We start from the raw sequence: 22,240 nt of genomic DNA, 5'->3' as shown, positions 1-22,240 counted from the left end.
TTTTAAATATTGACATAGAGGAATATCCCTTATGTTGTATTTCGTGTTGAAGATGGGGTCTTTTTAAAATGAGGTGAAATTTTTTGAAGAATAATCCTATAAGAGTGTTACAAGTAGCTGGAGAAATGCGCTGTGGTGGTGCAGAAACTATGATTATGAATATTTATCGCAATATGGATCGTAATCATATACAATTTGATTTTGTTTCTTTTAGTAGAGTAAAAGGCCATTTTGATGATGAAATAAAAAGGTTGGGAGGTAGAATATTTTATATACCTTCCCCAAAGGAAACTGGAGTTGTTCAATTTTGTTACAACTTAATGAAGGTGATAAAAAAACAAGGTCCATTTCATGTAGTGCATGCTCATACCCTTTATAATATTGGATTGGTGTTATTAGCTACACGAATAGCGGGAGTAAAATGTAGAATTGCACATTCGCATAGTACGAAAGCTACTATTAACTCTAATCTACTTCGGAACATATACAATATAGTAATGAAAAAGTTAATTCATTTGAACGCTACACATTATCTTGCTTGTGGGGTAGATGCAGGATGTTTTCTTTATGGAGAATCGTTATTTAATAAAAAAGGTGTTGTATTATCTAACGCAATCGATGTGGCAGAATACAGGAATGATCATAATTCAAATATATTAGCTATTAGAAATGAATTGAAGTTAAGACCAGAAACACTTGTTATAGGACAAGTAGGTACTTTAAATACTATTAAAAATCACAAATTTTCGATTTCGGTTGGTCGCAGATTACAAGAAAAAGGTGTAGATTTCAAAATGATATTTGTCGGAGATGGAGAATTACGTGATGAACTTAGAAAAAATGCGAAATCAGCAGGGATAGATAAGAATATCATTTTTTTAGGTATAAGATCAGATATTCCAAGATTAATGGGGGTATTCGATCTTCTAATTATGCCATCTATTTTTGAAGGACTGCCTGTAACACTTATAGAAGCTCAAGCAGCAGGTATACCATGTGTAGTTTCAGACGTAATTACTATAGAAGCAGACTTAGGTTTAGGATTATTAAAATATATAAGCTTAAACGATGACATAGACAAGTGGATTCATGCAATTCACAGTCAGAGGAAATTGAAAACTGTTGATATGGAACAAATTGCGGCTGTTTTTAAACAGAAAGGTTATGATATTAATCGCAGTATTGAAAGATTAATGCTAATGTATAGAGTTTAGGGATGAGGGTATATATGCGAAAAAAGAGTTCCTTAGTATGTAAGAGAGAAGTTATTATTGTATCTCACAGCTTATTTATATTTTGTATGACTTTAATAGGTATAGTAATGCTTACGTATGAAAAAAATACAATATCAAATTTTGATGTTGTATTTTTTGGTTGGATAGGGAATATTCTATTTGTATGGTGTGTTTTATCCTGGAAGTATATGAAGGGGTATTTGTTTCACCCATATATACTATTTCTACTTTCTTTTTTTGTATATTTATATGGGCAAGCATTCTTAAAATCATTGGGAATATCTTTAGAGAACTTTGATTTATATGTAGAATTTACTCATGCAGAAATGTTAGCAGCACAGGTTTATACCTGCCTTTGTATGGCTTTTTTACATCTGGGAGCAATATTGTCTATAAGGGATTATAAAGATAGAAAAAGTAATGTAATGAATAAGATGGAAAATATTGGTTCTTCTAAAACAGTAAAGATAGTTGCGTGGATTTTTGTTATAGTTTCTGTGTATCCATACTTTCATAATGTTTTGGATGATGTGAAAAATTCACTGAATAATGGTTATTTATCTTTGTATGAAAATGAGAATATAAGTGGATCAGCTAGTAATATGATTCAATCACTTAGCATGTTTTTTATACCTGGGTTGTTTTTTCTTTTAATATGTTATAAAGAAAACAAACTGATTCTCCGTTTAATAAGCGGAGTTATTTTATTTTCTGTTCTAATAGGCTATATGACTGGAGGAAGAGGTACTGCTACATCTTTAATTATAGCTTTTATCTGGCTGTGGCATGTACAAATTAAACCTTTTAAAGGGTATAAAGTTTTTATTTTAATAACAATTGGTTTTATTCTGTTTTCTACATTACCTGTTATTTCTGAGTTTAGATTATATTCTAATCGAGATATAGGTACTTTTTTTGATTTATATCAGAAAAAGATGATAGAAGATAATTTAATTGTTTCAGGAATTGGTGAACTAGGTGGATCCATGTTTCCTTTAGTGAAAGTAATGAATATTATGCCTGATATATATAGTTTTAAACTTGGAGAGTCTTATTTTTCTTCCATTATGGCTATAATCCCTAGTTCGTTTTTTGGTGGATATAGCTTTGCTGACCTTGCAGATTTACCAAATTGGTTAATGAGAGTTTTAAAAATGGATTATGGGCCTGGATTTTCCATAGTTGCGGAAGCATATTATAATTTCGGATGGTTTGGTCCGCTGTTCATGTCTATATTAGGGTATGCTTTTGGAAAATTATTTGATTTTAATTTTAACGGAGCAAAGCGTATTCTAATTAGGAATGCATTAGCAGCTATTACTCTTTATATACTTATTAATAATGTCCGTGCTTCATTATTATTAACAGTAAGACTTGAGGTATATATGGTTATTTTACCTTATTTTCTACTGATTTTATTTTGCAGGCCATCAAAAAAACAAATAAGTAAAGAATTTTATACAGCATTACCCAGCAAAAGTATTTCCCCTCAAAGTTTCGCAATGAGTAAAGAAATTAGGTGGGAATCGATCGCCAGTAAAAGATCGATTGATGAAGGTTAATTATCAGTGGAGGGATAAAAACCCTCCACTGATATAAAATTTGTATTATTCAGAAAAACTAAAAAGGTATGGGGTAATCATGAAAAAAAAGTTGTTGTTTGTTACAAATGATCTTAATTGTGATGGTGCATCTAAAAGCCTTTTAAGTTTACTAGAGCAAATAGATTATAAAAATTATGATGTGGATCTCTTATTGTTTGCTCATAGAGGAATGTTTATGAATATGATTCCGAAAGAGGTTAATGTACTGCCCCCTATAACCCCATTAAAAGAAATCACTTTGCCCTTTACACAATCTATAGGAAAGCTATTAAGTTGTGGGAAATGGGGATTAGCATATAGACGAACAAGATATTTAATGAATTATTATTGTGGTATGTCAGTAGCTAAAGCTATGCAGCAGGTATGGCCATTTTACGCTCAATATGTTGGGGTACTAAAGAAAGAGTATGATGTTGCCATTAGCTATCAGGATTATTGGTCAAAGTATTTTATAGCTGAAAAAACGGTAGCTAGTAAAAAACTTGCATGGAATCACTGCAATCTATCGAAAGTAGGAATGGATATTCAATTTGAAGAAAAATATAATAAGCTTATTGATTATTGGATAACTATTTCTGATGAATGTAAGGACGTATTAAATTCAATGTTTCCTGATATGCTTGCAAAAACTTATGTTATAGAAAATATTATTTCTCCATCAGTTGTTCGTCGAATGGCCATAGAAGATGTTCCTGTTATGAAAGAAAATTTTAGTGGTTGTTGTATTGTTACTGTAGGAAGATTATCACATGAAAAAGGTATAGATTTAGCTTTAGATGCGTGTTTAAAATTGGTTCAATGTGGATATGATATTCGCTGGTATATTATTGGAGAAGGTAAACAGAAATCTGAATTAGAAAAGAAAATTAGAAAAAATAATCTACAAGACAGGTTTATTCTATTAGGTGTACATTCTAATCCATATCCTTTCATGAAACATGCTGAAATATATGTTCAACCTTCTCGTACTGAAGGGAAATCTATTGCTATTGAGGAGGCCAAGTCTTTGGGAAAAAGCATAGTAGTTACTAACTATCAGACTGTAGCTTCTCAAATTGTAGATATGGAAACGGGTTTGATATCTTCTATAAGTGGTGAAGGTCTATTTATTAGAGTTAGAGAGTTATTAGATAAACCTGAATTACATAATCTTTTCTCTATTAATTTGGATGATTATAAAGGGAATGAAAGTGAGATAGATAAATTTTATGAGTTAATAGGGAGGGAATATTATGTTACCAATAGTGAGTATAATAGTACCTGTCTATAATGTTGAAAAATACTTGGATAAGTGTATTGAATCTTTATTAAACCAAACACTTAGGGAAATAGAAATTATACTTGTTGATGATGGCTCACCTGATAGGTGTGGTCAGATCTGTGATGAATATGCTCAAAAAGATAAACGAATAAGGGTCATTCATAAGAACAATGGTGGGATCTCTTCAGCGAGAAATGCAGGATTAGAGTATGTAAAAGGTACGTATATTGGATTTGTTGATTCAGATGATTCGGTTGACAGACATATGTTTGAATTTTTAGTAAAATCGGCAGAAAAATCAAATGCAGATATAACTATTTGTGGATATCAAAATGTTTTGGAAGATGGAAGTTTTATCTCTATATTAAGTCCGCAAGAACAAGTAATTAATATGAATGATTTAGGAATTTCTAAATATATTATTAATCATTATCTAACATTTGAACATGCGTTTTGTAATTGGAACAGATTGTACAAAAAAGATTTTGTTAATAAGTATAACTTAAGATTTGAAGAGGAACATAGCTATGCAGAGGATATGCTTTTTAATTTATATTCGATTTGTCATGCAAATAGAATTAGTATCATTCCCAATCCGCTTTATAATTATGTTCGTAAATCTGAATCTCTTAGTCAAGTACTGCCAGATGATATTTTAATCAGATTGGTAAATTTAGTAGAAACATTTGAAATATACGTAAAAAAATATAATGTAAAAAATATAACTTCAGGTATGATTGCTGTTGTTTTTTGGTATGAGATTATTTCTGCGTTAACATCTTTGGCAAGGTCCATGGATGAAAATGAATTAACGAAAAAATTAAAGATAGTCGGTGAAAACCCCTCGTTTAAAAGGTACATGCGAACGTGTTTTAGTTGTAAAGAATACGCTAGTTATATAGAACGAGCTGGTTATACAAGAAAAGGAAAATATTACATGAAATTTATTATGTTTTTATATATTAATCGATGTTATTCACTTGCGACAAAAATAATAAAAAGTTTTAATAAATAAAAATTTAAAGGAATAACATAATCATATTTCGGAGAGAGTTTTATGCGAACAAAAAAAGCTTTTTATAATTTTTGTGTAGCTATTATGCTTCAATTGATTACTATTATATTGGGATTCTTGATCATTCCAATAAGGATACAAACATACGGTTCTGAAATGAATGGATTACTTGCATCAATAGGACAATTTTTAGTATATTTCAAACTCGTTGAAGCGGGAATAAGTATTGCATCCATGCAAGCGCTTTACAAGCCGCTAGCAAATAACGATACGTCTCAAGTAAATGCAATTTTATCTGCCACTAAGCAGTTTTACAATCGTGCAGGTATTATATTCACTATAATCGTCGTAATATTCTCTATTTTATTTCCGATCGTAACTAAGGGGGAAGTTTCTGGCTTTACAGTTACAGCGCTTGTAATTGTAATGGCAGGAAGTGGAATATTAGAGTTTCTTATTTTTAATAAGTATGGGGTATTATTAGCGGCTGATCAAAAAGATTATATTGTGAATTTTATTCAAGTCATCATTTCAGTATTGAACGCTACAATTTCTATAGTACTAATGTATTTAAATAAAAGTATATTATTGGTAACAATATGGTCTACAAGTGCTTCGGTGTTAAAAGTAATGATTATAGTTTTGTATTTTAAGAAATATTATCCTGAAATTAAATTTAATACAATTCCCAACTATGAAGCTATAAGTAAGAGGTGGGATGCATTTATTCATCAACTGGCATCTTTAGTTGTTTTTAATAGTCCTATCATTATTATTACATTTTTTTGTAGTCTTAAAGTAGTAAGTATTTATTCTGTTTATAATGTAATTTTTGCAGCGATTGGCAGCATAATTGGAGTATTTTCTAGTGGATTGTTAGCAGGATTTGGTCAAGCTATGACAATCAACAATCAAGAGAGTGTTCGTAAGTCATATAGTAGTTTTGAATGTCTATATTACATGGTTTTAACATGGGCATATACGTGCTGTTTAATTTTAATTCTTCCGTTTGTAAGAATATATACAAAGGGAATTCATGATGCTAATTATATTGACCCTGTATTGGCAATTTTATTTGTTTGGGTAGGAATGTCTAATCAAATTAGAATCCCGCAGAATATGCTTGTATCTGCTGCGGGACATTTTAAAGAAACGAGAAAGCGTGCAATTATAGAGGCGTGTATTAATATTATTGCATCTTTAGTATTTGTTCAGTATTTTGGAGTGTACGGTGTACTGATGGGTTCTATTTGTTCGTTTACTTATCGAACAATTGATTTTGTCATTTATGGAAATAGGCACATATTAAATCAATCACCTTTAAAATCTTTTCAACGTATTATTATTAATATCGTATTAGGAGTAACTAGTTTATTCTTTTTTTATCGTTTTTCTCATGTAAATTCTTCTGGTTGGATAGATTGGGGGCTGCAGGCAATAATAATATCAATCATTATTATGCTTGTAATTGTTTCGGGAAATATGATTTTTGAGAGAGTTGTAATGATAGATATTGTGAAGAGAATAAAGGTGATTATGAAAAGATAGTAAAACAATTGGAAAGGAGAAAAACTGTACTTCACTCCTTTTCATATAGTGAGGAAGGATATTCTCAATGATATGATGTTATATACGAAACATGTGAATTAAAAGATTTGGAGAGGATAAACATGCTTAAAGTTGTATCTACTAAGTCTGAATGGGATGAAGTTATTTCTTGTTTTGATAATCTAGATATATATTATTCGAAAGAGTATATTGATTTGTTTGCCGTACAAGAGAATGGAAGAGTAGAGGCATTATTTTACCAGGATGACGAATGTAAGATTTTTTATCCGTATATAGTGAGAAAGATTCCTTTTGAAAATTATAATTATCAAGATATTGTAACTGCATATGGATATGGTGGGCCACATCTAATTGGAAATCAAGAAAAGATAAAAAAATTTTACGAGCTGTTTGAAGAATATTGTAGAGAAAGAAACATTGTAACTGAGACTATACGATGCCATCCACTATTATGCAATCACCAGTATTTAGAAGAAGTAATGGATACGAATTATATCCGAAAAACAACTGCTGTTAATTTAGAAAATAGCTATGAAGATATATTTAATCACTATACATCCAGTAATAAGAGGAATATAAAAAAGGCTTTGAAGAATGGAATTGTAGTTGAAAAGGTAGATATATCAAAAGAGAATATTGATATATTTGTAAACTTATATAAAGAGACGATGGATCGAAATTATGCGAAAGAAATGTATTATTTTGATGCTGATTATTTTTATAATCAAGCGAACGAAACATCTCTTTATAAATGTTATTTGCTGTTTGCTAAGTATGAGAATCAAATTATTGCAGGCGTGATGGTTCTTTTAGGAAAGAAATCGCAATTTTCACACTATCATTTAGGGGCATCTAAAACGGATTTTTTGCATGTAAGACCAAATAATATTTTGTTTGATTATATGATAAAGTTTTGTTTAAAAAAGGGTGCTAAGTTTCTTCATTTAGGAGGAGGCTATAGCGAAGATGACGGTTTATTTAAATTTAAAAGCTCATTTACAGCTAATAATCATTATGGATATTACATAGGTAGTAAAATTTATGATGAAGCTGTATATGATAATTTATGTGAAGTGGCAGCGAAGAAAAGTTCTTTACGCGAGGGATACTTCCCGTTATATAGAAGTATATTGTGATATGGCCCTTTTGAAAGAGAAAGGGTTTTTTTAGATCTTTCTGTTCTTCTCACCTATGAGTTAAATTGAACAATAATTTAGTAATTCACTTCATCTTTTGGAGGAAGAAAGGGTGTTTCATAATTAGAACATGAATTTTTATAGAAGAAATTAAGTGAAAACTGCATACATGTGGCAGTTTTAAAAAAATAAATATGAATATGGGGATCTATATCAGTAGGGAGCGTGATGATTCATGAAGCGTTTGTTTGATGTCTTAATTTCTTCATGTTTATTACTGTTATTTTCTGGAATTTTATTAACCGTATTTATTTTAATAAGAATAAAGTTAGGATCACCTGTAATATTTAAACAGAAGCGTCCTGGATTACAAGGTAAACTGTTTTATATATACAAATTTCGAACAATGACAAATGAGAAAGATCAACAAGGAAATCTTTTGCCAGATGATGCAAGGCTAACATCATTTGGAAGGTTACTACGAAAATTAAGTTTAGATGAATTACCACAGTTAATTAATGTTATAAAAGGAGATATTAGTTTGGTAGGGCCTCGTCCATTATTGATAGAATATTTGCCTCTATATACTGCTGAGCAAGCAAGACGCCATGAAGTTCGGCCGGGTATTACAGGATGGGCACAAGTAAACGGCCGGAACGCAATCTCCTGGGAAGATAAGTTTACATTAGATGTTTGGTATATTGATAATCTATCCTTTTGGTTAGATATAAAGATTCTCTTTTTAACAGTAGTGAAGGTATTTAAAACAGAGGGAATTAGTCAGCAAGGGCATGCCACGATGGAGAAGTTTAACGGCTCCAAATTATATAAAGAAGGTGCGAAATAAAGTGAAACTTTGATTAATAGGGAGCTTCATTTCTAGCTATCTTTTTTGTTTTCTCTGAATCTTGGGGCGAAAGTTTTACTGTACGCGAATAGCAGAATAAAACATTACTTCGTACAGCGGTTGATTCTTTAGGGATAATTATACAATCAGTTTGCTATAAGGAGTGTATTACCATAATGGAAAATCAACGAATCTTCCTATCTCCACCACACATGAGTGGAAATGAACAAAAATATATAAATGAAGCTTTTATACAGAATTGGGTGGCTCCATTAGGACCTAACGTAGATGCATTTGAACAGCAAATGGCTAGATATGTAGGAGTAAAAGCCGCAGCTGCTGTTAGCTCTGGTACTGCTGCTATACATTTAGCGTTACAATTGTTGGGGGTTACAAGGGGGGATATTGTATTTTGTTCGTCTCTAACTTTTATAGCAAGCGCGAATCCAATTGTATATCAAGGTGCGGAGCCTGTTTTCATAGATTCAGAGCCAGATACATGGAATATGTCACCTGTCGCTCTTGAAAAAGCATTTGAAGACGCACAAAAATCTGGGAAATTACCTAAAGCAGTTATTGTTGTGCATTTGTTCGGACAAAGTGCAAAGATGGACGAAATTATGGACATTTGTGAGAAGTATGGTGTATCAGTTATAGAAGATGCAGCAGAATCGTTAGGGACAGTATATAAAGGAAAGCCAACAGGTTCATTTGGAAAGTTTGGTATTTTTTCTTTCAATGGTAATAAAATTATTACTACTTCTGGTGGCGGAATGCTTGTTTCGAATGATGAAGTGGCAATTCAAAAAGCGCGTTTTCTTTCTACCCAGGCTCGTAATGCGGCAGTTCATTATGAACACAGTCAAGTTGGCTATAATTACAGGATGAGTAATATTCTTGCGGGTGTCGGCCGGGCGCAATTAGATGTGTTAGATGAGCGTGTACAAGCTCGTCGTAATATTTTTAATCGATATAAATTAGCTTTAGGTGATGTATCAGGTATTACATTTATGCCAGAGTTTATCGATGCGATTCCAAATCGTTGGTTATCCGTATTACTCGTTGATGAGAAGATAACAGGCATAACGCATTTAGATATTATGAAGGCTTTAGCTGCAAAAAACATTGAAGCGCGCCCTATCTGGAAACCGCTTCATAAACAGCCTGTGTTTGAAGGAGTCACTTATTATGCGCATAGTGAAACAGAAAGTGTTTCGGATAATCTATTTCATCAAGGATTATGTCTTCCTTCTGGATCAAGTATGACAATTGCAGAACAAGAGAGAGTGATTGAAACCATTGAAGTACTATTAAAAGTAGGTAACACTCTTACTTATTGAGTGTGGGGAGATACTTAATGTAAGAGAGAAGGTAATAGAGATGAAAAAGTATGTTCTATTTTCGATCTTAGGAGTTTTAGGTGTAATAGTAATTGCTACTGGGGTTTATACATATAGAGTCTATTCTTCTGTTTCCAAAACATTAAGTGAAGTTCATAAACCATTAGAGCGTGATAAGAACGGGAATCTTTCAGAAACGAAGAAAATTGATAAATCTGAACCAATATCTATTTTATTATTAGGAGTGGATGAAGGAGAGGATGATAAAGGCCGTTCCGACTCTTTAATAGTGATTACATTAAATCCTGAGATGAAATCGATGAAAACATTAAGTATTCCGCGTGATACGTATACTGAAATTGTTGGAAAAGATAAAAAGGATAAAATTAATCATGCGTATGCATTTGGTGGAGTAGACATGTCGGTTGCCACGGTAGAGAATTTCTTGAATATTCCTATTAATTATTATATTGAAGTGAATATGGAAGGTTTTAAAGATATTGTCGATGCGGTTGGTGGAGTAGATGTAAATAATGATTTAGAGTTTAGTTTAGATGGCAGTTACTTTACAAAAGGAAACATTCATTTATCAGGAAATGAAGCTTTAGCATATACACGTATGCGTAAGGAAGATCTTCGCGGCGATTTTGGTCGTCAAATGCGTCAACGGCAAGTGATGAAAGCTGTAATTTTGAAAGGGGCCAATTTCTCGTCTCTTGCAAGCTATGGTGATGTATTAGAAGCAATTCAAAAGAATGTAAAAACAAATTTAACGCAAAATCAAATGTTTAATATACAAAAGGATTATAAGGAGTGTCTGCAAAATACAGAAGAAATTCAAATTTCTGGGGATGGTCATCTACAGGATCAAATTTGGTATTATTTCGTGCCAGAACAAGAGCGTCAAAATGTATCTAATAAATTGAAAGAACATTTGACACTTTCTAAGAAGTAATATTTGAAATCCAACTGCTTAGAGAGCAGTTGGATTTATTTTGACATGCTTATTTAATTATTTCACATGTTCTTGATAATATCTTTATTAGTATTACTGCTCATAAAAATAGCAGCCCATATCTGTTTGAAGGATGATTGTGTATACCTACTTCAAATTCCCTTCCGAAACCTCTATAAATATATTTATTATAATTCCCCTCTAAGATTAAATCATTTTTCTAATCCTATACACTAAACTCTATAACTAGGATTTAAAGGTATTTAAGGTTACTGAAAATATTTAAATAGCCCGCTTATGATACGTAAAGGACGTTACATAATTTGTTTTTTCAATCAGAAGATGATACTACAAGTATTTTATAACGAGTATGATGGACGTGATGTATGGTTGTTTTGTTAAAAGTGGCTAAATTCAAATGATTGGAACGGATATTTGGCTAGAATAACAGGATATTATGTTTTTTAACAAGAAAAAACAAACAGTGTTCGTGTGTCGATTTTATGAAACTTTGAATAATATAACAAAACAGGAGATTCTATTTAAGAGGTGTTAATAATATGTTTTTTGATTTAGTAAAAAAATTAAAACAAAATTTTGAGAGGTGGTTGAAAAAAGAACATAATGATAAGTTAAAGGATACAAAAAAAGATATGAATGGTCAGGATGAAAGTGCTAGTGAAAATTCTTTAGTTCAAGATACACCGCTCGACACGGAACTTGCCAATGCTTCAGATGAAGGTAATGAAAATAATGTAAGTGATTCTTTACATGCAGGATTAGCCAAAGAACAAAAAAATATCAACAATGCTCAAACAAATAGAATAGGGAATAAAATTTCTGCTACTAGTGATCGAGTAGTAGCACTAGATACAACGTTAGAAGATGGGGGGATTGATGTTACGCTTTTGGGAGCGAGAGGCGACGGTCTATCTGATGATCGGAAATTTATTCAGGATGCAATTGATTACGCAGCATCTTTACCTAACGGTGGAACAATTATAATTCCTGAAGGCAAAATTTTTTTATTAAATAGTTTTACAGACTATGAAAATAAGGTGATTATTAAATTAAAGGACAAAGTTTCTATGGTAGGAAAAGGTATATTAAAAATAGCTGACAATTTTGGTGATTATCATAGTGTTTTAGCTCAAGATACAACCTTAAATGATGTAGTATTTAAAGATTTTACAATAGATGATAATACAAGGAATAATGCTATGGTGAATGTACCTTCTTCTTCCAATAATAATTATAGGATTGCTATGTTTTTATGGGGACAACCTTCCCAAAATATAACTATTGATAATGTTACGGTAACAGATTGTTGTGGAGCTTGGCAATTTACTACGGGTAGAATTGAGGATTTATTTATTGTGAATTGCAAAGTCTATTATACTGCTGTTGTTCCGCAAATAGATTACGATAGAACATCTATATACTATAGTGGTATTAGGGGGATAATAGCAAACAATACTTTAAATGGAGCACCTTTTGCAAATACGGCAATCGAAATACATGGTAATAACACTATATGTACAGGAAATGTAATTACTGATTATAATTCAGGAATGTTCATTGTGAATGATTTAGAAATTCTACAAGGTGAAGATTTAGAAGGTGTTATAGTGGCAAATAACACGCTGCATCATGTTAGAACAGGAATTATGCCATGGTTTTCTGAAAAAAGTCCTGTGAAGAATTTAAAAATAGTTAATAATGTTATGAACTTGAGTCCTACACGAAAAGGCCTGTCATCAATACTCGAAGGAAACGGAATTGCATTTCATCCAGAATGGGGAACAACTATTGTATCAAATGTTGAAATTACCAATAATATAGTTAGTTATGATTATGAAGGTGATATAGGAAGCGCAGATCCATCAGGTACAAAATATAAAGGGATTTTTGTACCTATGTATACTTCAAATCTAGTGTTTAATTTAGAAAATTTAATGATTAAAGACAATATTATTATAAACTCAATAAATAGTGGAATATGTATTGAATTAGGTAATTCTAGTACGAATTCATTTGTGAAGGGTTTAGTTTTATCAAATAATGTAATAAAAAATGTAGGACAAGTAGAAAAGAGTAATGGAATTGAATTGATAGGTATACCAAAATATTTCGCTTGCATAATTAAGAACAATACAATAGTTGATGATAGAGTATCTTCATTAATGAATTATGGGATTGTATATTATTCTAGGGATGATGTAAATGATGATGCAGTAAATCAGCTGCAAATTATTGATAATTCTATTTTTATGACAGATACAAATTTTAATTCGGATGCAATAAATAGAAGTTTATTTCTTGAAGCTCCTTGTTATATCTATATGGGTGTTTATGGTAATTCAACACAACGCATTCTAACAACAAATGCGAAGTATAATTCTATTATTGAAGATTTAGAGGCAGGTAGAATTTATAGACAGGTAGATTCCCCTAGTGGTTATAGATGGATTAGTGAATCATATGGAAAATCCCTCCCAAGTTTAGGGTTTTATTCCATTAATGATGTAATAAAATCACTATTGCCTCCAACGAGTGGAGGGGCAATGGGATGGATATGTTATCAATCAGGCGTTGCAAATAATAATAACTGGAAAAGTTTGTCGGTATATAAAGTTGGAGATATTGTGAATAAAGCTGGAGCAGTTTATGAATGTACAATTTCCGGTAAAAGCGGGAAAAACGGCCCGTCTGGTACATCCACAGATATTGTAGATGGATCAGTTCATTGGAAGTTCGTTGATTGGCTTGCTTTATTTAAGACATATGGCTCCATTTCATAGAGTCGTATAAACAAGTTAGCAGCAAAAAGAGTGAAAAAGTTTTTTCTATAAAAAGAATTTTATTTGATGTTCGGTAGCTTTTTTGAGAAATCAAAATTAAAAAGGTTTGATGTTTAATAAAATGAAAAGAGACGGATAGAAGAGGAGGACGGAAAGTTACAAACTATTCTCTTTTTGTAGAGTGATATTCTTTTTATGTAACGGTTCTCGCCCTCTTTTTCTGGCGATGTGGTATGGGCTATATGTTCTATTATTTGTCCTTATGATAGTCGCAAACTGATGGTCGTTTATTGAGAATCGGCAAAACATTAATGAAAATTTCCCATGCATTGATTTAAAAGGTGAACGATATTAATTTTTAGATGAGATCATAGAATATTTACGAAATAAAGGATGCGAAGTAGCAGAAGTACAAGCTCCTTATGAGTTTTAGAAAAATGGGAATACGATGCTGCAAATTAAAAAGGGTTGTTAATAAATAATAAAAAAGATGACTTTTAAAGCCATCTTTTTTTATTAAAAATTCAGAATATTATTGACTCTATAAAAATCTTTTTTTATAGTAGTAGGTATAACTATAACGACTAAAGGGGCAGAGTTATGACAGAAGCATTGTTGTTACAGAATATTTATGAGAAAAGCTATCGTATAGAAATGACGAAAGTCGATGGGTTTACTATTACTCTTCTTGAAGTGGTTACTGTTTATTAGATTCATAATAAGTGCGGGACGATGAACAGGTGAAATTGTGAACGAGTTGCAAAAACTTAGCTTTTCTTACATAAGGGTAAAGGAGGAGTTAGAGTGGAACGAGCAGCAGTATTACAGTCGAAAGATGCAACGTTTATGCAAGGTGTGAAAGATTGCTTACCGACAGTTCTCGGTTATTTAAGCATTGGCGTTGCGTCAGGCGTAATTGAGAAAACAGCGGGATTTTCAATAACAGAAATTGCACTTATTTCATTACTGATTTATGCTGGCTCAGCACAGTTTATTATGGCTGGAATGTTTGTAGCAGGTGCGCCAGCTTCTACTATTATTTTTACCGTCTTCTTTGTAAATCTAAGACATTTTTTAATGAGCGCAGCATTAGCTCCGTACTTAAAAAAGGTATCAGTTTGGAAAAACATAGTGATTGGTTCGCAACTTACCGATGAAACATTTGGCGTTGCAGCCCAGCATGTAACAGGCAAACAATATGTAAGTGAAAAATGGATGTTAGGTTTAAATGTGACGGGGTATGTAAATTGGATAGTAGCAAATATTATTGGAGGCGTTTTAGGAGAGTGGATACCAGATCCACATACATATGGGATGGATTATGCACTTCCAGCGATGTTTATTGGCTTATTTGTTTTGCAGCTTGTGAGCAGCCGTCCAAAGTTATTTGTTCATCTTTGCGTTGCCATTGCCTCAATTATGATTGCATTTCTTGCTCATTTCTTTGTATCAAATAGTGTTGCTGTGATTATTGCAACACTTGCAGCAGCGACAATAGGGACGGTGATTGAAAAATGGAAGTAAGATGGGATGTATTACTTATTGTACTCGGATCCGCAATCGTCACATTTCTTCCGAGAGTAGTACCGCTGCTTGTATTAAGTAAAGTAGAAATTCCAGAATGGGGGCTGAGATGGCTAAATCATATTCCAATTGCAATATTAGCTGCATTGTTAGCACAAACATTATTTATGAATGAAACGGTGCAAGTGGATTATTTATTAGCAGCGATTCCGACGTTCCTTGTTGCGATTTTTACACGAAGTTTATTAGGAGCAGTACTGACGGGAGTCATTGTAATCGTTTTGTTACGTTTATTTATGTCAGTTTAATGTGAGGTAAGAAAACGATTGGTAGGACTTGATTAGAGAAAACCATTACTGATGAAAGTTTGATTTTTTGTAACAAGGATTATCCCATATTGCATCGAACTTTGTAATATAACGATTACAAAAGGAGTGATGCCATGTTCATTTTAACAATTGGTGTTGTTATGTTTACGATGTTTTTATTTTTTATTATTGGGCTTACAACTTATAAAATGTTTGTTCAAAAAGTGACGCCTCAAATTTACTACACACCGTTTGAATCAATTACTGCACAATCACCTGTAGAGTTTCATGAGGAGAAGGAAGATAGGGAAGAAAGTGCGGATAAGGGTAAAGATAGATAAAAAGTAATTTTGGGTGAAGGGGAAAAGAAATGAAGAAGTCGAAGGTAGCTAATATTACTGCTATTGTAACAATTATTATCGTACTAGGAATCTCTATTTTTTCACCTTACAATTATCTAAAACAGGTTCATGCAGAAGAAATTATGCATGAACAAGGATTAAAAGACGAATTTAAGGGTAAAAACGTACAGAGTGTTACATATAAAGGTGATAATACGTATATTGTCAAAACAGATACGAAGGAATATGTTGTCATTCAAGAATATTACACACTTATGAATTATAAATGGAAGATATACGTGCTTGAGAAAACATGGGGATAAAGTGAAACTTCCATCAGTGGGGGGGTCTTCATTCCCCACCTAGCTTGTTCGGGAATCTTACTGCCCGTTAGTGCGGAATAAAAAAGCTAAGCCCAAATTCTACTAAAGTTGAATTTGGGCTTAGCTTTTTTTTGTGAGGAATAATATGTTTTTATTTACAAATAAAGTAAATTTATATAAACTAAAGTTAGTTATTTAACTAACTTATATAGAGGTGAATGAAATGGCGAAACCAAATGTTATTAGTAAACAACAGCTCCTGCAATCAGCAAAGGAAATTATTGCTATGCAAGGAATGGAGAAATTAACATTAAAAGCTGTTGCTGAAGGAGCACATGTCACACAAGGAACAGTTTATTATCACTTTAAAACGAAAGAACAACTTTTGTTAGCTGTTGTCGAGGAGTTTTGTTCTTCTTCATGGTCAGAGCTTGAAAAAGATTTTCACATTCAAACTGCATTAGCTTCTGCAAAAAGTAGGTGCACGTCAGATTCCCTTTACCATCATTTGTTCTTTCAACTAGTTGCAAATGGTCTTCAAAATGAACAAATAAAAGAAAAGTTAGGAGAAATGCTAGTCTATGAGAATAATGAATTACAAAAAGGGTTAGAAATGTTGTGGGAAAAATCTCCCGTTGATGGGATTACTTTCAAAGGCTGGAGTATTATATGTAACGCCTTGATCGATGGTTTAGCATTACAAGCATTATTTTCACCCTCATTTTCAGTAGATCAAGTATATGAACAGTTATTTAGACTCATTCAAAACCTTATAGAAGGGAAGAAAGCAGATTGAATGAAAAGTTATCTTTAACAGTATTGTTTTCTGTTGGCATTTGGATGGGAGCAACGGCATTTTTTTTCTTATTTGGTAAGTTTGTATTAGTAAGTATTACATCTTCAATGTTTATCACAAGATTAATTATTTTAGAAATTGCAACAGCAGCTGCTTTATATGGCATTATGTTGCTGTACAAAAGATTAGATCCATCACAGTATTCAACAATCAAATTAGGGATTTTTGGAACTGCAATCGGATTATTTCTAGATACATTTATTATTTATTATTCCTCTCATATCTTTTCAGCATTGTCATCACAGCAAATCCTATCATTTGTAGCTTGGATGCTTCTCGCATATATTCTTTATTTATTGCTTCCCATTTGGATAGAACGAACAAGTATAAAAGAAAAATAAATATAGCAGAGAAGTAGGATCTACTTCTCTGCTATGTTTTGAAGAAAAGAATGGATCATCTGATATCCTTGCTCTGCAGCTGCCTCGTTGTATTTTGGAGAAAATGGATCAAGAAACCCGTGTTCTCCGTTAAACTGTTTTATAGTTAGAAGCGGCTGGCTTTTATTTTGTAAACTATCAATTAAAGCAGAAACTGAAAAACTAGTTTCATTTGAAGGGAATAATAATAACGTAGGACATGTCGGTACAATGTTTGTGTAATCACGAATACGTGAACCGTAGCATCCGATAACAAAATCAATTCCACGATCTTGACTACATAACCAGGCAATCGTTGCCCCGACGCTGAACCCGAGAATCCCCACATGCGTATACTTATTTCGTAGTTCAGTGAGCATACCTTCAATGTGTTGTATTCCTTGTTGAAATCCAACGTTCTTGAGAAAATATGAATATGCCTCTGTTTCCTCATCGTAATGAAAAGGAGAGGAGCGATGTAATAAATTTGGACAAATAACGTCTATAGTTGAAGAGGAGAATGTATGGATGACATGCTCCATATGTTGATTGATTCCGTATATTTCATGCAGAAGTAGAAGGGCCGTTTTCTGTTTCATAATCTATGATTCTCCTTTTGTAGCACGATACTCTCTTTCAACAAGACAAATTCTAGTATGAAATTGTTCATACCATTGTTCTCGGCCTCTTTTTCTAGCAATCGTATGAGCAGCATGTTCTTTCCACTGCTGGATTGCTTCAAGTGATTTCCAGTACGAAATGGTAATCCCAAAGCCAGTTTCATCACGGACGCTTTCAACATCGACAAATCCAGGTTGTTGCTTTGCTAACTTTACCATTTCATCTGCAACGATTTCGTAATCATCAGTTTCAGTTGAGAGCTGAGAAGTGAAAATAACCGCGTAGTATGGAACGTTGTTCATTTTGTTTTCTCCTTGCTATGAATTTTTTCTTTTTAGTTTAACATGAAATCTGAATAGTGTGTCATTTGATTTGTTTGTTAATTTCATTTACCGTAATGAGTATAATATTAAATAATCAATGATAGAATAAGCTGAGACATAAACTAACTATGTAAAGGCTGTAAAAAGATATGTAAAATAAATATGTAAATCATTATTTTTATAAGGAGTAATACTATGAAAGATAAAAAGCATTATGTTTTAAAGTCATTTTCGTCAAGACCAACTTTTCAACAGGATATGACAGCAGAAGAAAGAACGGTCATGCAACAGCACATAGTTTATTGGGAAGACAAGGCTGAAAAGGGAATCGCCATTGTGTTCGGACCCGTTTTTGACCCCAAAGGCGGGTATGGGTTGGGGATTATTGAAGTAGAGGAAGAAGACCAAGTTCATGCTCTTATCAAAGACGACCCTGCTGTTAAATCAGGGTTACTAAAGACGGAATTCTATTCAATGCGTGCGGTGCTTCCTAAATGGTGGCAGACGATTCAGAAATAATACATAACATTCTAAAAATGTGAATGAAGGGAACTTTTTAAATGAGTTCCCTTCATTCATGGTATATTATCAACACTGTTCTGTAACAGAGCCTTTGTTTTAAATGAATAAATAAGCAGTAAGGCATTTATATAAAGAATTAACTTCCTATAAGAGTACAATGATTTCATTGGGGAATTGATTGGGTGGACTTCCGTGAGTATGGGATGAAGAAAACCCCCACTGACAGAAGTTTCACTTTATCTGTTCACTGTTCGTTAGTGCAGAAAATATAAGAAATCCCACTTCAAAATAAAATGAAGTGGGATTTCTTATATTTCCTCTAAGCTGTTGACTGGAACAGTAAGTTCACGATTTGGGTTTGTTGCTTCGTATATGTGGGCTGTTTCATTTTTTTCGTCGACATGTTGAATTGTAACAGGCATACCTTGAAAAGTTACATTTGTTTGTTCCGTTGATTTTGAAATTTCTTTTGCTCTTTGAATGTTCATTTTAAACTCCTCTCTGTGTCCGATTGGTTAACCAGCAAGAGAGCTTCCACTGATGGAAGTTACGCTGTATTACTATTTTGGCTCATAGTAAGGAATAATATACCAATTGATAGAGGGTTTAAAGTTTTTGAATCATTTGTAATGTTTCTTCAGTGAACGAAGAAAATATAGGAGCGTGATATTCTTGAATAGCGTTGTGCGCTTGCTTTGCTTCATACAGAGCTTGTTCTTTATCCTGCAGGTGCATATAGCATAAAGCACGAAAAGAGCCAGCTGTAGTCAGTAATGCTTTGTCTATTGGATGATGCGAATAATCAGGGATTGTTACTTGTTGAAGCGATTCTAACGCTTCATGATAACGCTCGAGACCATATAATGCTTTTCCTTTTTCGAGATAATAATAGCCATCTTTTTCGGGTCCGAGTATCTTTATAGACTGCTCCCCGTATGCTTCAACGTGCGTAAGTGCAATTTCATATTGTTTTGTTAGCATATTATAAAAATAAGCTTTTAATATATGAAGAAGAGTTATTGAGATGGCGTTTTCTGTAAAAGTCGCGAATTGTTCTGCTTTCTTTAAATAGTGTAAGTAACCTTCTGTATCGTTAGCAAATGTGGCTTGATAGGACAAAATACGATAAAATTCATCTGTCCTATAGTACACTTGATTTTTTTTAGAAAAGGCAAGTGCTTGTAAAATAATATTTTTGCAGCCGTCGTAATTTCCGATGGCTAGTAAAATGATTGCCTCATCTAAAAAAAGTTCAATTTGCATAATTAAATCCATCTCTAAATGTTTTTCTCTATATTCATCGCGAATAGAAGTAATCAATTGTAAACACTCATTATATTTTTTGTTGAGAAACAATAATTTAAAGGAGATGAGCTTTGTTTCTGTACTTTCGCGATATAAAGCATATTTTTCGAAAATTTGCGTCGCTTGTTCAATATATGCATGGACATGATAGTCTTTCATTTGAAGTGCTGCTCTAGCGTATTGTTTATATAAGCGTGCAACATCTAGTGTAGATGGTAGTACATCATGGACAATAGGATGAAGAGTTTCATACACATCTTTAAAACGCATATCTTGTATATGTTGCTCCATTTCCTGCACAAGAGTAGCAAATTCATTCGCTTCTTCTTCTAATAAAAAGCTTGCATCACAGCCGAGTTTATCAGCAAGATAATGTAAAGTCTTCATGGAAGGAGTCGCCTTGCCATTTTCAATTTGACTGAGCATACTTTTCGTTAGTTCTGTACCAGCAAGTTCGGATTGGGTTAGTCGTTTTTCTTTACGTAAAGTACGGATTTTTTCTCCAAGAGTAGCCATTTTACGTCTCCTTTTATATAAAAGTTAAATTTAATTAAACTTTTTGTTGTCAAATTCAGAAAATTAATTATATAATAAGTTTAACACAATTTAACTTTTAAAGGGAGAGTGATGATGTGGAAGGTGTATTAGAAAATCAAAATGATCCCCGTTTAAAAATTGCAACGCGAAATATTATTTTGATGATGATTGGGAAATTATCATCAATGCTTGGAGCAAATATTTATACGTTTGCAATGGGGCTGTACGTTTTAAAAACGACAGGATCTGGCATGGGGTTTGCAATTACACTTGTTTGTGGTTCTGTACCACGTATGATCTGCGGGCCAATCGCCGGAGCAGCAGCAGATCGAATGAACCGGAAGTGGCTCGCTGTTGGAGCGGATATATTAAGCGCTCTTATTATGCTCACCATGTTTTTACTTTCAACTTCATTTGGACTTTCATTGATCTTCATCTATGTATCCGCAGCACTGTTATCCATATGTGCAAGTTTTTTCTCTATTGCTTTAACATCTTCTATTCCATCTTTAGTTGATACGACACGTATTCAAAAAGCGAATTCATTAAATCAAACAGCTACATCGCTTGCAACAATTTTAGGACCGATTATTGGTGGTCTTGTATACGGTTTGTTTTCTATGAAATTCTTTTTTTTACTGAATGGTATGACATTTGCTTTTGCAGCGATAATAGAAATCTTTATGATATTTGATTTATATAAAGTAGACAAAAAAGAAGATAATGATCATTTTTTAACGAGCATAAAAGAAGGTTTTGTATATGTGAAAGAGCAAAGTGACATATTTTCAATGGTCAAACTTTCGCTTTGGATTAATTTCTTTTTTTGTGCAATTACCGTTTCGTTGCCATATATTATCGTTCAAAAATTATCACTTTCCTCTCAGCAATTTGGCGTAATTGAAGGAATGTTTGCGGTTGGGATGCTAATTGCTTCTGTTATTTTATCCGTCCGAGCAGAGGCAACAAATAAGTTCCAAACCATTCGCAGGAACCTTTTCATGCTATCGGGCTTATTGCTTTGCATTGTATTACCGATATTTCTTCCGTTAACTAAAACAATGATTTTTATATATTACATTACACTTATGATTCTTTTTGGGGTGAATATCATTACGATTAACGTTCCATTGCAAGTATTCGTTCAAAAAACGACAGCACCAGAATATTTAGGACGCGTATTTGGATTAATTGAAACAATTGCAACAGCAATTGTCCCTCTTGGAACGCTCTTATATGGTGTACTTTTAGACTATATACCAGCATCTACTGTTATGTTGATATCCGCGTTTGGACTGTTTATTGTTGTTTTCTTGGGAACGAAGCAATGGAAGAATGTGCAAAAACAAGAGGGGGTATCTATACCTTAAAGAATAAGCCCTCATTGTTACAAAAAGATGAACTTCCTACATTTGGAGAAGAAAAGGAGTATACTAATATTATAATTCAATCACAAGG

The 22,240-nt window shown here is 32.8% G+C and carries 22 protein-coding genes; 18 read left to right on the top strand and 4 right to left on the bottom strand.

Annotated features, from left to right (window positions below):
- The first annotated feature begins 83 nt into the window (after positions 1-83).
- From AB1279_RS15855 to AB1279_RS15780, 16 genes are all read left to right on the top strand, one after another.
- Positions 84-1,214: a glycosyltransferase family 1 protein gene (locus tag AB1279_RS15855; RefSeq protein WP_429759816.1), complete on the top strand. Its 1,131-nt coding sequence runs from the start codon at positions 84-86 to the stop codon at positions 1,212-1,214.
- 14 nt (positions 1,215-1,228) lie between these two features.
- Positions 1,229-2,797 (top strand): O-antigen polysaccharide polymerase Wzy, encoded by a 1,569-nt coding sequence (gene wzy, locus AB1279_RS15850; RefSeq protein ID WP_429759814.1) that lies wholly within the window; start codon positions 1,229-1,231, stop codon positions 2,795-2,797.
- Between the two features lie 79 nt (positions 2,798-2,876).
- Positions 2,877-4,109, top strand: coding sequence for a glycosyltransferase (locus AB1279_RS15845; protein WP_429759813.1), 1,233 nt, complete (start codon positions 2,877-2,879; stop codon positions 4,107-4,109).
- A complete protein-coding gene (locus AB1279_RS15840) occupies positions 4,072-5,115 on the top strand; it encodes a glycosyltransferase family 2 protein (protein ID WP_429759812.1) in 1,044 nt (347 codons plus the stop codon). Before AB1279_RS15845 ends, AB1279_RS15840 begins: the two co-directional genes overlap by 38 nt.
- A gap of 42 nt (positions 5,116-5,157) precedes the next feature.
- On the top strand, positions 5,158-6,663 hold the full coding sequence (locus AB1279_RS15835) for a lipopolysaccharide biosynthesis protein (RefSeq protein ID WP_429759811.1): 1,506 nt from the start codon (positions 5,158-5,160) through the stop codon (positions 6,661-6,663).
- Positions 6,664-6,785: 122 nt separating this feature from the next.
- Positions 6,786-7,820: a lipid II:glycine glycyltransferase FemX gene (locus tag AB1279_RS15830; protein WP_429759810.1), complete on the top strand. Its 1,035-nt coding sequence runs from the start codon at positions 6,786-6,788 to the stop codon at positions 7,818-7,820.
- A gap of 235 nt (positions 7,821-8,055) precedes the next feature.
- Entirely contained in the window at positions 8,056-8,667 is a 612-nt protein-coding gene (locus AB1279_RS15825; protein WP_429759809.1) for a sugar transferase, read from the top strand.
- A 176-nt stretch (positions 8,668-8,843) separates the two neighbouring features.
- Complete coding sequence (locus tag AB1279_RS15820) at positions 8,844-10,007, top strand: aminotransferase class I/II-fold pyridoxal phosphate-dependent enzyme (protein ID WP_429759808.1); 1,164 nt, start codon at positions 8,844-8,846, stop codon at positions 10,005-10,007.
- A 40-nt stretch (positions 10,008-10,047) separates the two neighbouring features.
- Positions 10,048-10,962: a LytR family transcriptional regulator gene (locus AB1279_RS15815; RefSeq protein WP_429759807.1), complete on the top strand. Its 915-nt coding sequence runs from the start codon at positions 10,048-10,050 to the stop codon at positions 10,960-10,962.
- Between the two features lie 560 nt (positions 10,963-11,522).
- On the top strand, positions 11,523-13,763 hold the full coding sequence (locus tag AB1279_RS15810; RefSeq protein WP_429759806.1) for a hypothetical protein: 2,241 nt from the start codon (positions 11,523-11,525) through the stop codon (positions 13,761-13,763).
- A gap of 846 nt (positions 13,764-14,609) precedes the next feature.
- A complete protein-coding gene (locus tag AB1279_RS15805; RefSeq protein WP_429761442.1) occupies positions 14,610-15,287 on the top strand; it encodes an AzlC family ABC transporter permease in 678 nt (225 codons plus the stop codon).
- Positions 15,278-15,595, top strand: a complete 318-nt coding sequence (locus AB1279_RS15800) for an AzlD domain-containing protein (RefSeq protein WP_429750702.1) — start codon at positions 15,278-15,280, stop codon at positions 15,593-15,595. The genes AB1279_RS15805 and AB1279_RS15800 overlap by 10 nt, the downstream gene beginning before the upstream one ends.
- A gap of 134 nt (positions 15,596-15,729) precedes the next feature.
- On the top strand, positions 15,730-15,936 hold the full coding sequence (locus AB1279_RS15795) for a DUF3951 domain-containing protein (RefSeq protein ID WP_429759805.1): 207 nt from the start codon (positions 15,730-15,732) through the stop codon (positions 15,934-15,936).
- Positions 15,937-15,965: 29 nt separating this feature from the next.
- Entirely contained in the window at positions 15,966-16,259 is a 294-nt protein-coding gene (locus tag AB1279_RS15790) for a hypothetical protein (RefSeq protein ID WP_429759804.1), read from the top strand.
- Positions 16,260-16,482: 223 nt separating this feature from the next.
- Complete coding sequence (locus AB1279_RS15785) at positions 16,483-17,055, top strand: TetR/AcrR family transcriptional regulator (protein ID WP_429759803.1); 573 nt, start codon at positions 16,483-16,485, stop codon at positions 17,053-17,055.
- Positions 17,052-17,456: a hypothetical protein gene (locus AB1279_RS15780; protein ID WP_429759802.1), complete on the top strand. Its 405-nt coding sequence runs from the start codon at positions 17,052-17,054 to the stop codon at positions 17,454-17,456. The genes AB1279_RS15785 and AB1279_RS15780 overlap by 4 nt, the downstream gene beginning before the upstream one ends.
- A 20-nt stretch (positions 17,457-17,476) precedes the next feature.
- On the opposite strand, the gene AB1279_RS15775 is transcribed toward AB1279_RS15780, so the two are convergent.
- Together AB1279_RS15775 and AB1279_RS15770 are read right to left on the bottom strand one after the other, a co-directional pair.
- Positions 17,477-18,073: a dienelactone hydrolase family protein gene (locus AB1279_RS15775; protein WP_429759801.1), complete on the bottom strand. Its 597-nt coding sequence runs from the start codon at positions 18,071-18,073 to the stop codon at positions 17,477-17,479.
- Between the two features lie 3 nt (positions 18,074-18,076).
- Positions 18,077-18,397 (bottom strand): antibiotic biosynthesis monooxygenase family protein, encoded by a 321-nt coding sequence (locus AB1279_RS15770; protein ID WP_429759800.1) that lies wholly within the window; start codon positions 18,395-18,397, stop codon positions 18,077-18,079.
- A gap of 216 nt (positions 18,398-18,613) precedes the next feature.
- Here AB1279_RS15770 and AB1279_RS15765 point away from each other — a divergent pair, with 216 nt between their 5' ends.
- On the top strand, positions 18,614-18,937 hold the full coding sequence (locus AB1279_RS15765; protein WP_429759799.1) for a YciI family protein: 324 nt from the start codon (positions 18,614-18,616) through the stop codon (positions 18,935-18,937).
- Positions 18,938-19,248: 311 nt separating this feature from the next.
- On the opposite strand, the gene AB1279_RS15760 is transcribed toward AB1279_RS15765, so the two are convergent.
- A complete protein-coding gene (locus AB1279_RS15760; protein WP_098310369.1) occupies positions 19,249-19,428 on the bottom strand; it encodes an H-type small acid-soluble spore protein in 180 nt (59 codons plus the stop codon).
- Positions 19,429-19,546: 118 nt separating this feature from the next.
- Positions 19,547-20,761, bottom strand: coding sequence for a helix-turn-helix domain-containing protein (locus AB1279_RS15755; RefSeq protein WP_429759797.1), 1,215 nt, complete (start codon positions 20,759-20,761; stop codon positions 19,547-19,549).
- 116 nt (positions 20,762-20,877) lie between these two features.
- Between AB1279_RS15755 and AB1279_RS15750 the strand changes: the two genes are divergently transcribed.
- Positions 20,878-22,152 carry an MFS transporter gene (locus AB1279_RS15750; RefSeq protein ID WP_429759796.1) on the top strand — a complete coding sequence of 425 codons (1,275 nt, stop codon included), beginning with the start codon at positions 20,878-20,880 and terminating at the stop codon, positions 22,150-22,152.
- The last annotated feature ends 88 nt before the right edge of the window (positions 22,153-22,240 follow it).

The sequence above is a fragment of the Bacillus sp. S14(2024) genome (assembly GCF_050473785.1).
GTDB classification, from domain to species: Bacteria; Bacillota; Bacilli; order Bacillales; family Bacillaceae_G; genus Bacillus_A; species Bacillus_A yunxiaonensis.
Note: the sequence above shows the minus strand (reverse complement) of the source record. Positions and strands in the feature narration are given on the sequence as shown.

What these genes read in the sequence shown, in the direction of transcription:
- wzy (WP_429759814.1), top strand. Translation starts at nt 1,229, where the DNA reads ATGCGAAAAAAGAGTTCCTTAGTATGTAAGAGAGAAGTTATTATTGTA.
- AB1279_RS15845 (WP_429759813.1), top strand. Translation starts at nt 2,877, where the DNA reads ATGAAAAAAAAGTTGTTGTTTGTTACAAATGATCTTAATTGTGATGGT.
- AB1279_RS15840 (WP_429759812.1), top strand. Translation starts at nt 4,072, where the DNA reads ATGTTACCAATAGTGAGTATAATAGTACCTGTCTATAATGTTGAAAAA.
- AB1279_RS15835 (WP_429759811.1), top strand. Translation starts at nt 5,158, where the DNA reads ATGCGAACAAAAAAAGCTTTTTATAATTTTTGTGTAGCTATTATGCTT.
- AB1279_RS15830 (WP_429759810.1), top strand. Translation starts at nt 6,786, where the DNA reads ATGCTTAAAGTTGTATCTACTAAGTCTGAATGGGATGAAGTTATTTCT.
- AB1279_RS15825 (WP_429759809.1), top strand. Translation starts at nt 8,056, where the DNA reads ATGAAGCGTTTGTTTGATGTCTTAATTTCTTCATGTTTATTACTGTTA.
- AB1279_RS15820 (WP_429759808.1), top strand. Translation starts at nt 8,844, where the DNA reads ATGGAAAATCAACGAATCTTCCTATCTCCACCACACATGAGTGGAAAT.
- AB1279_RS15815 (WP_429759807.1), top strand. Translation starts at nt 10,048, where the DNA reads ATGAAAAAGTATGTTCTATTTTCGATCTTAGGAGTTTTAGGTGTAATA.
- AB1279_RS15810 (WP_429759806.1), top strand. Translation starts at nt 11,523, where the DNA reads ATGTTTTTTGATTTAGTAAAAAAATTAAAACAAAATTTTGAGAGGTGG.
- AB1279_RS15805 (WP_429761442.1), top strand. Translation starts at nt 14,610, where the DNA reads ATGCAAGGTGTGAAAGATTGCTTACCGACAGTTCTCGGTTATTTAAGC.
- AB1279_RS15800 (WP_429750702.1), top strand. Translation starts at nt 15,278, where the DNA reads ATGGAAGTAAGATGGGATGTATTACTTATTGTACTCGGATCCGCAATC.
- AB1279_RS15795 (WP_429759805.1), top strand. Translation starts at nt 15,730, where the DNA reads ATGTTCATTTTAACAATTGGTGTTGTTATGTTTACGATGTTTTTATTT.
- AB1279_RS15790 (WP_429759804.1), top strand. Translation starts at nt 15,966, where the DNA reads ATGAAGAAGTCGAAGGTAGCTAATATTACTGCTATTGTAACAATTATT.
- AB1279_RS15785 (WP_429759803.1), top strand. Translation starts at nt 16,483, where the DNA reads ATGGCGAAACCAAATGTTATTAGTAAACAACAGCTCCTGCAATCAGCA.
- AB1279_RS15775 (WP_429759801.1), bottom strand. Translation starts at nt 18,073, where the DNA reads ATGAAACAGAAAACGGCCCTTCTACTTCTGCATGAAATATACGGAATC.
- AB1279_RS15770 (WP_429759800.1), bottom strand. Translation starts at nt 18,397, where the DNA reads ATGAACAACGTTCCATACTACGCGGTTATTTTCACTTCTCAGCTCTCA.
- AB1279_RS15765 (WP_429759799.1), top strand. Translation starts at nt 18,614, where the DNA reads ATGAAAGATAAAAAGCATTATGTTTTAAAGTCATTTTCGTCAAGACCA.
- AB1279_RS15760 (WP_098310369.1), bottom strand. Translation starts at nt 19,428, where the DNA reads ATGAACATTCAAAGAGCAAAAGAAATTTCAAAATCAACGGAACAAACA.
- AB1279_RS15755 (WP_429759797.1), bottom strand. Translation starts at nt 20,761, where the DNA reads ATGGCTACTCTTGGAGAAAAAATCCGTACTTTACGTAAAGAAAAACGA.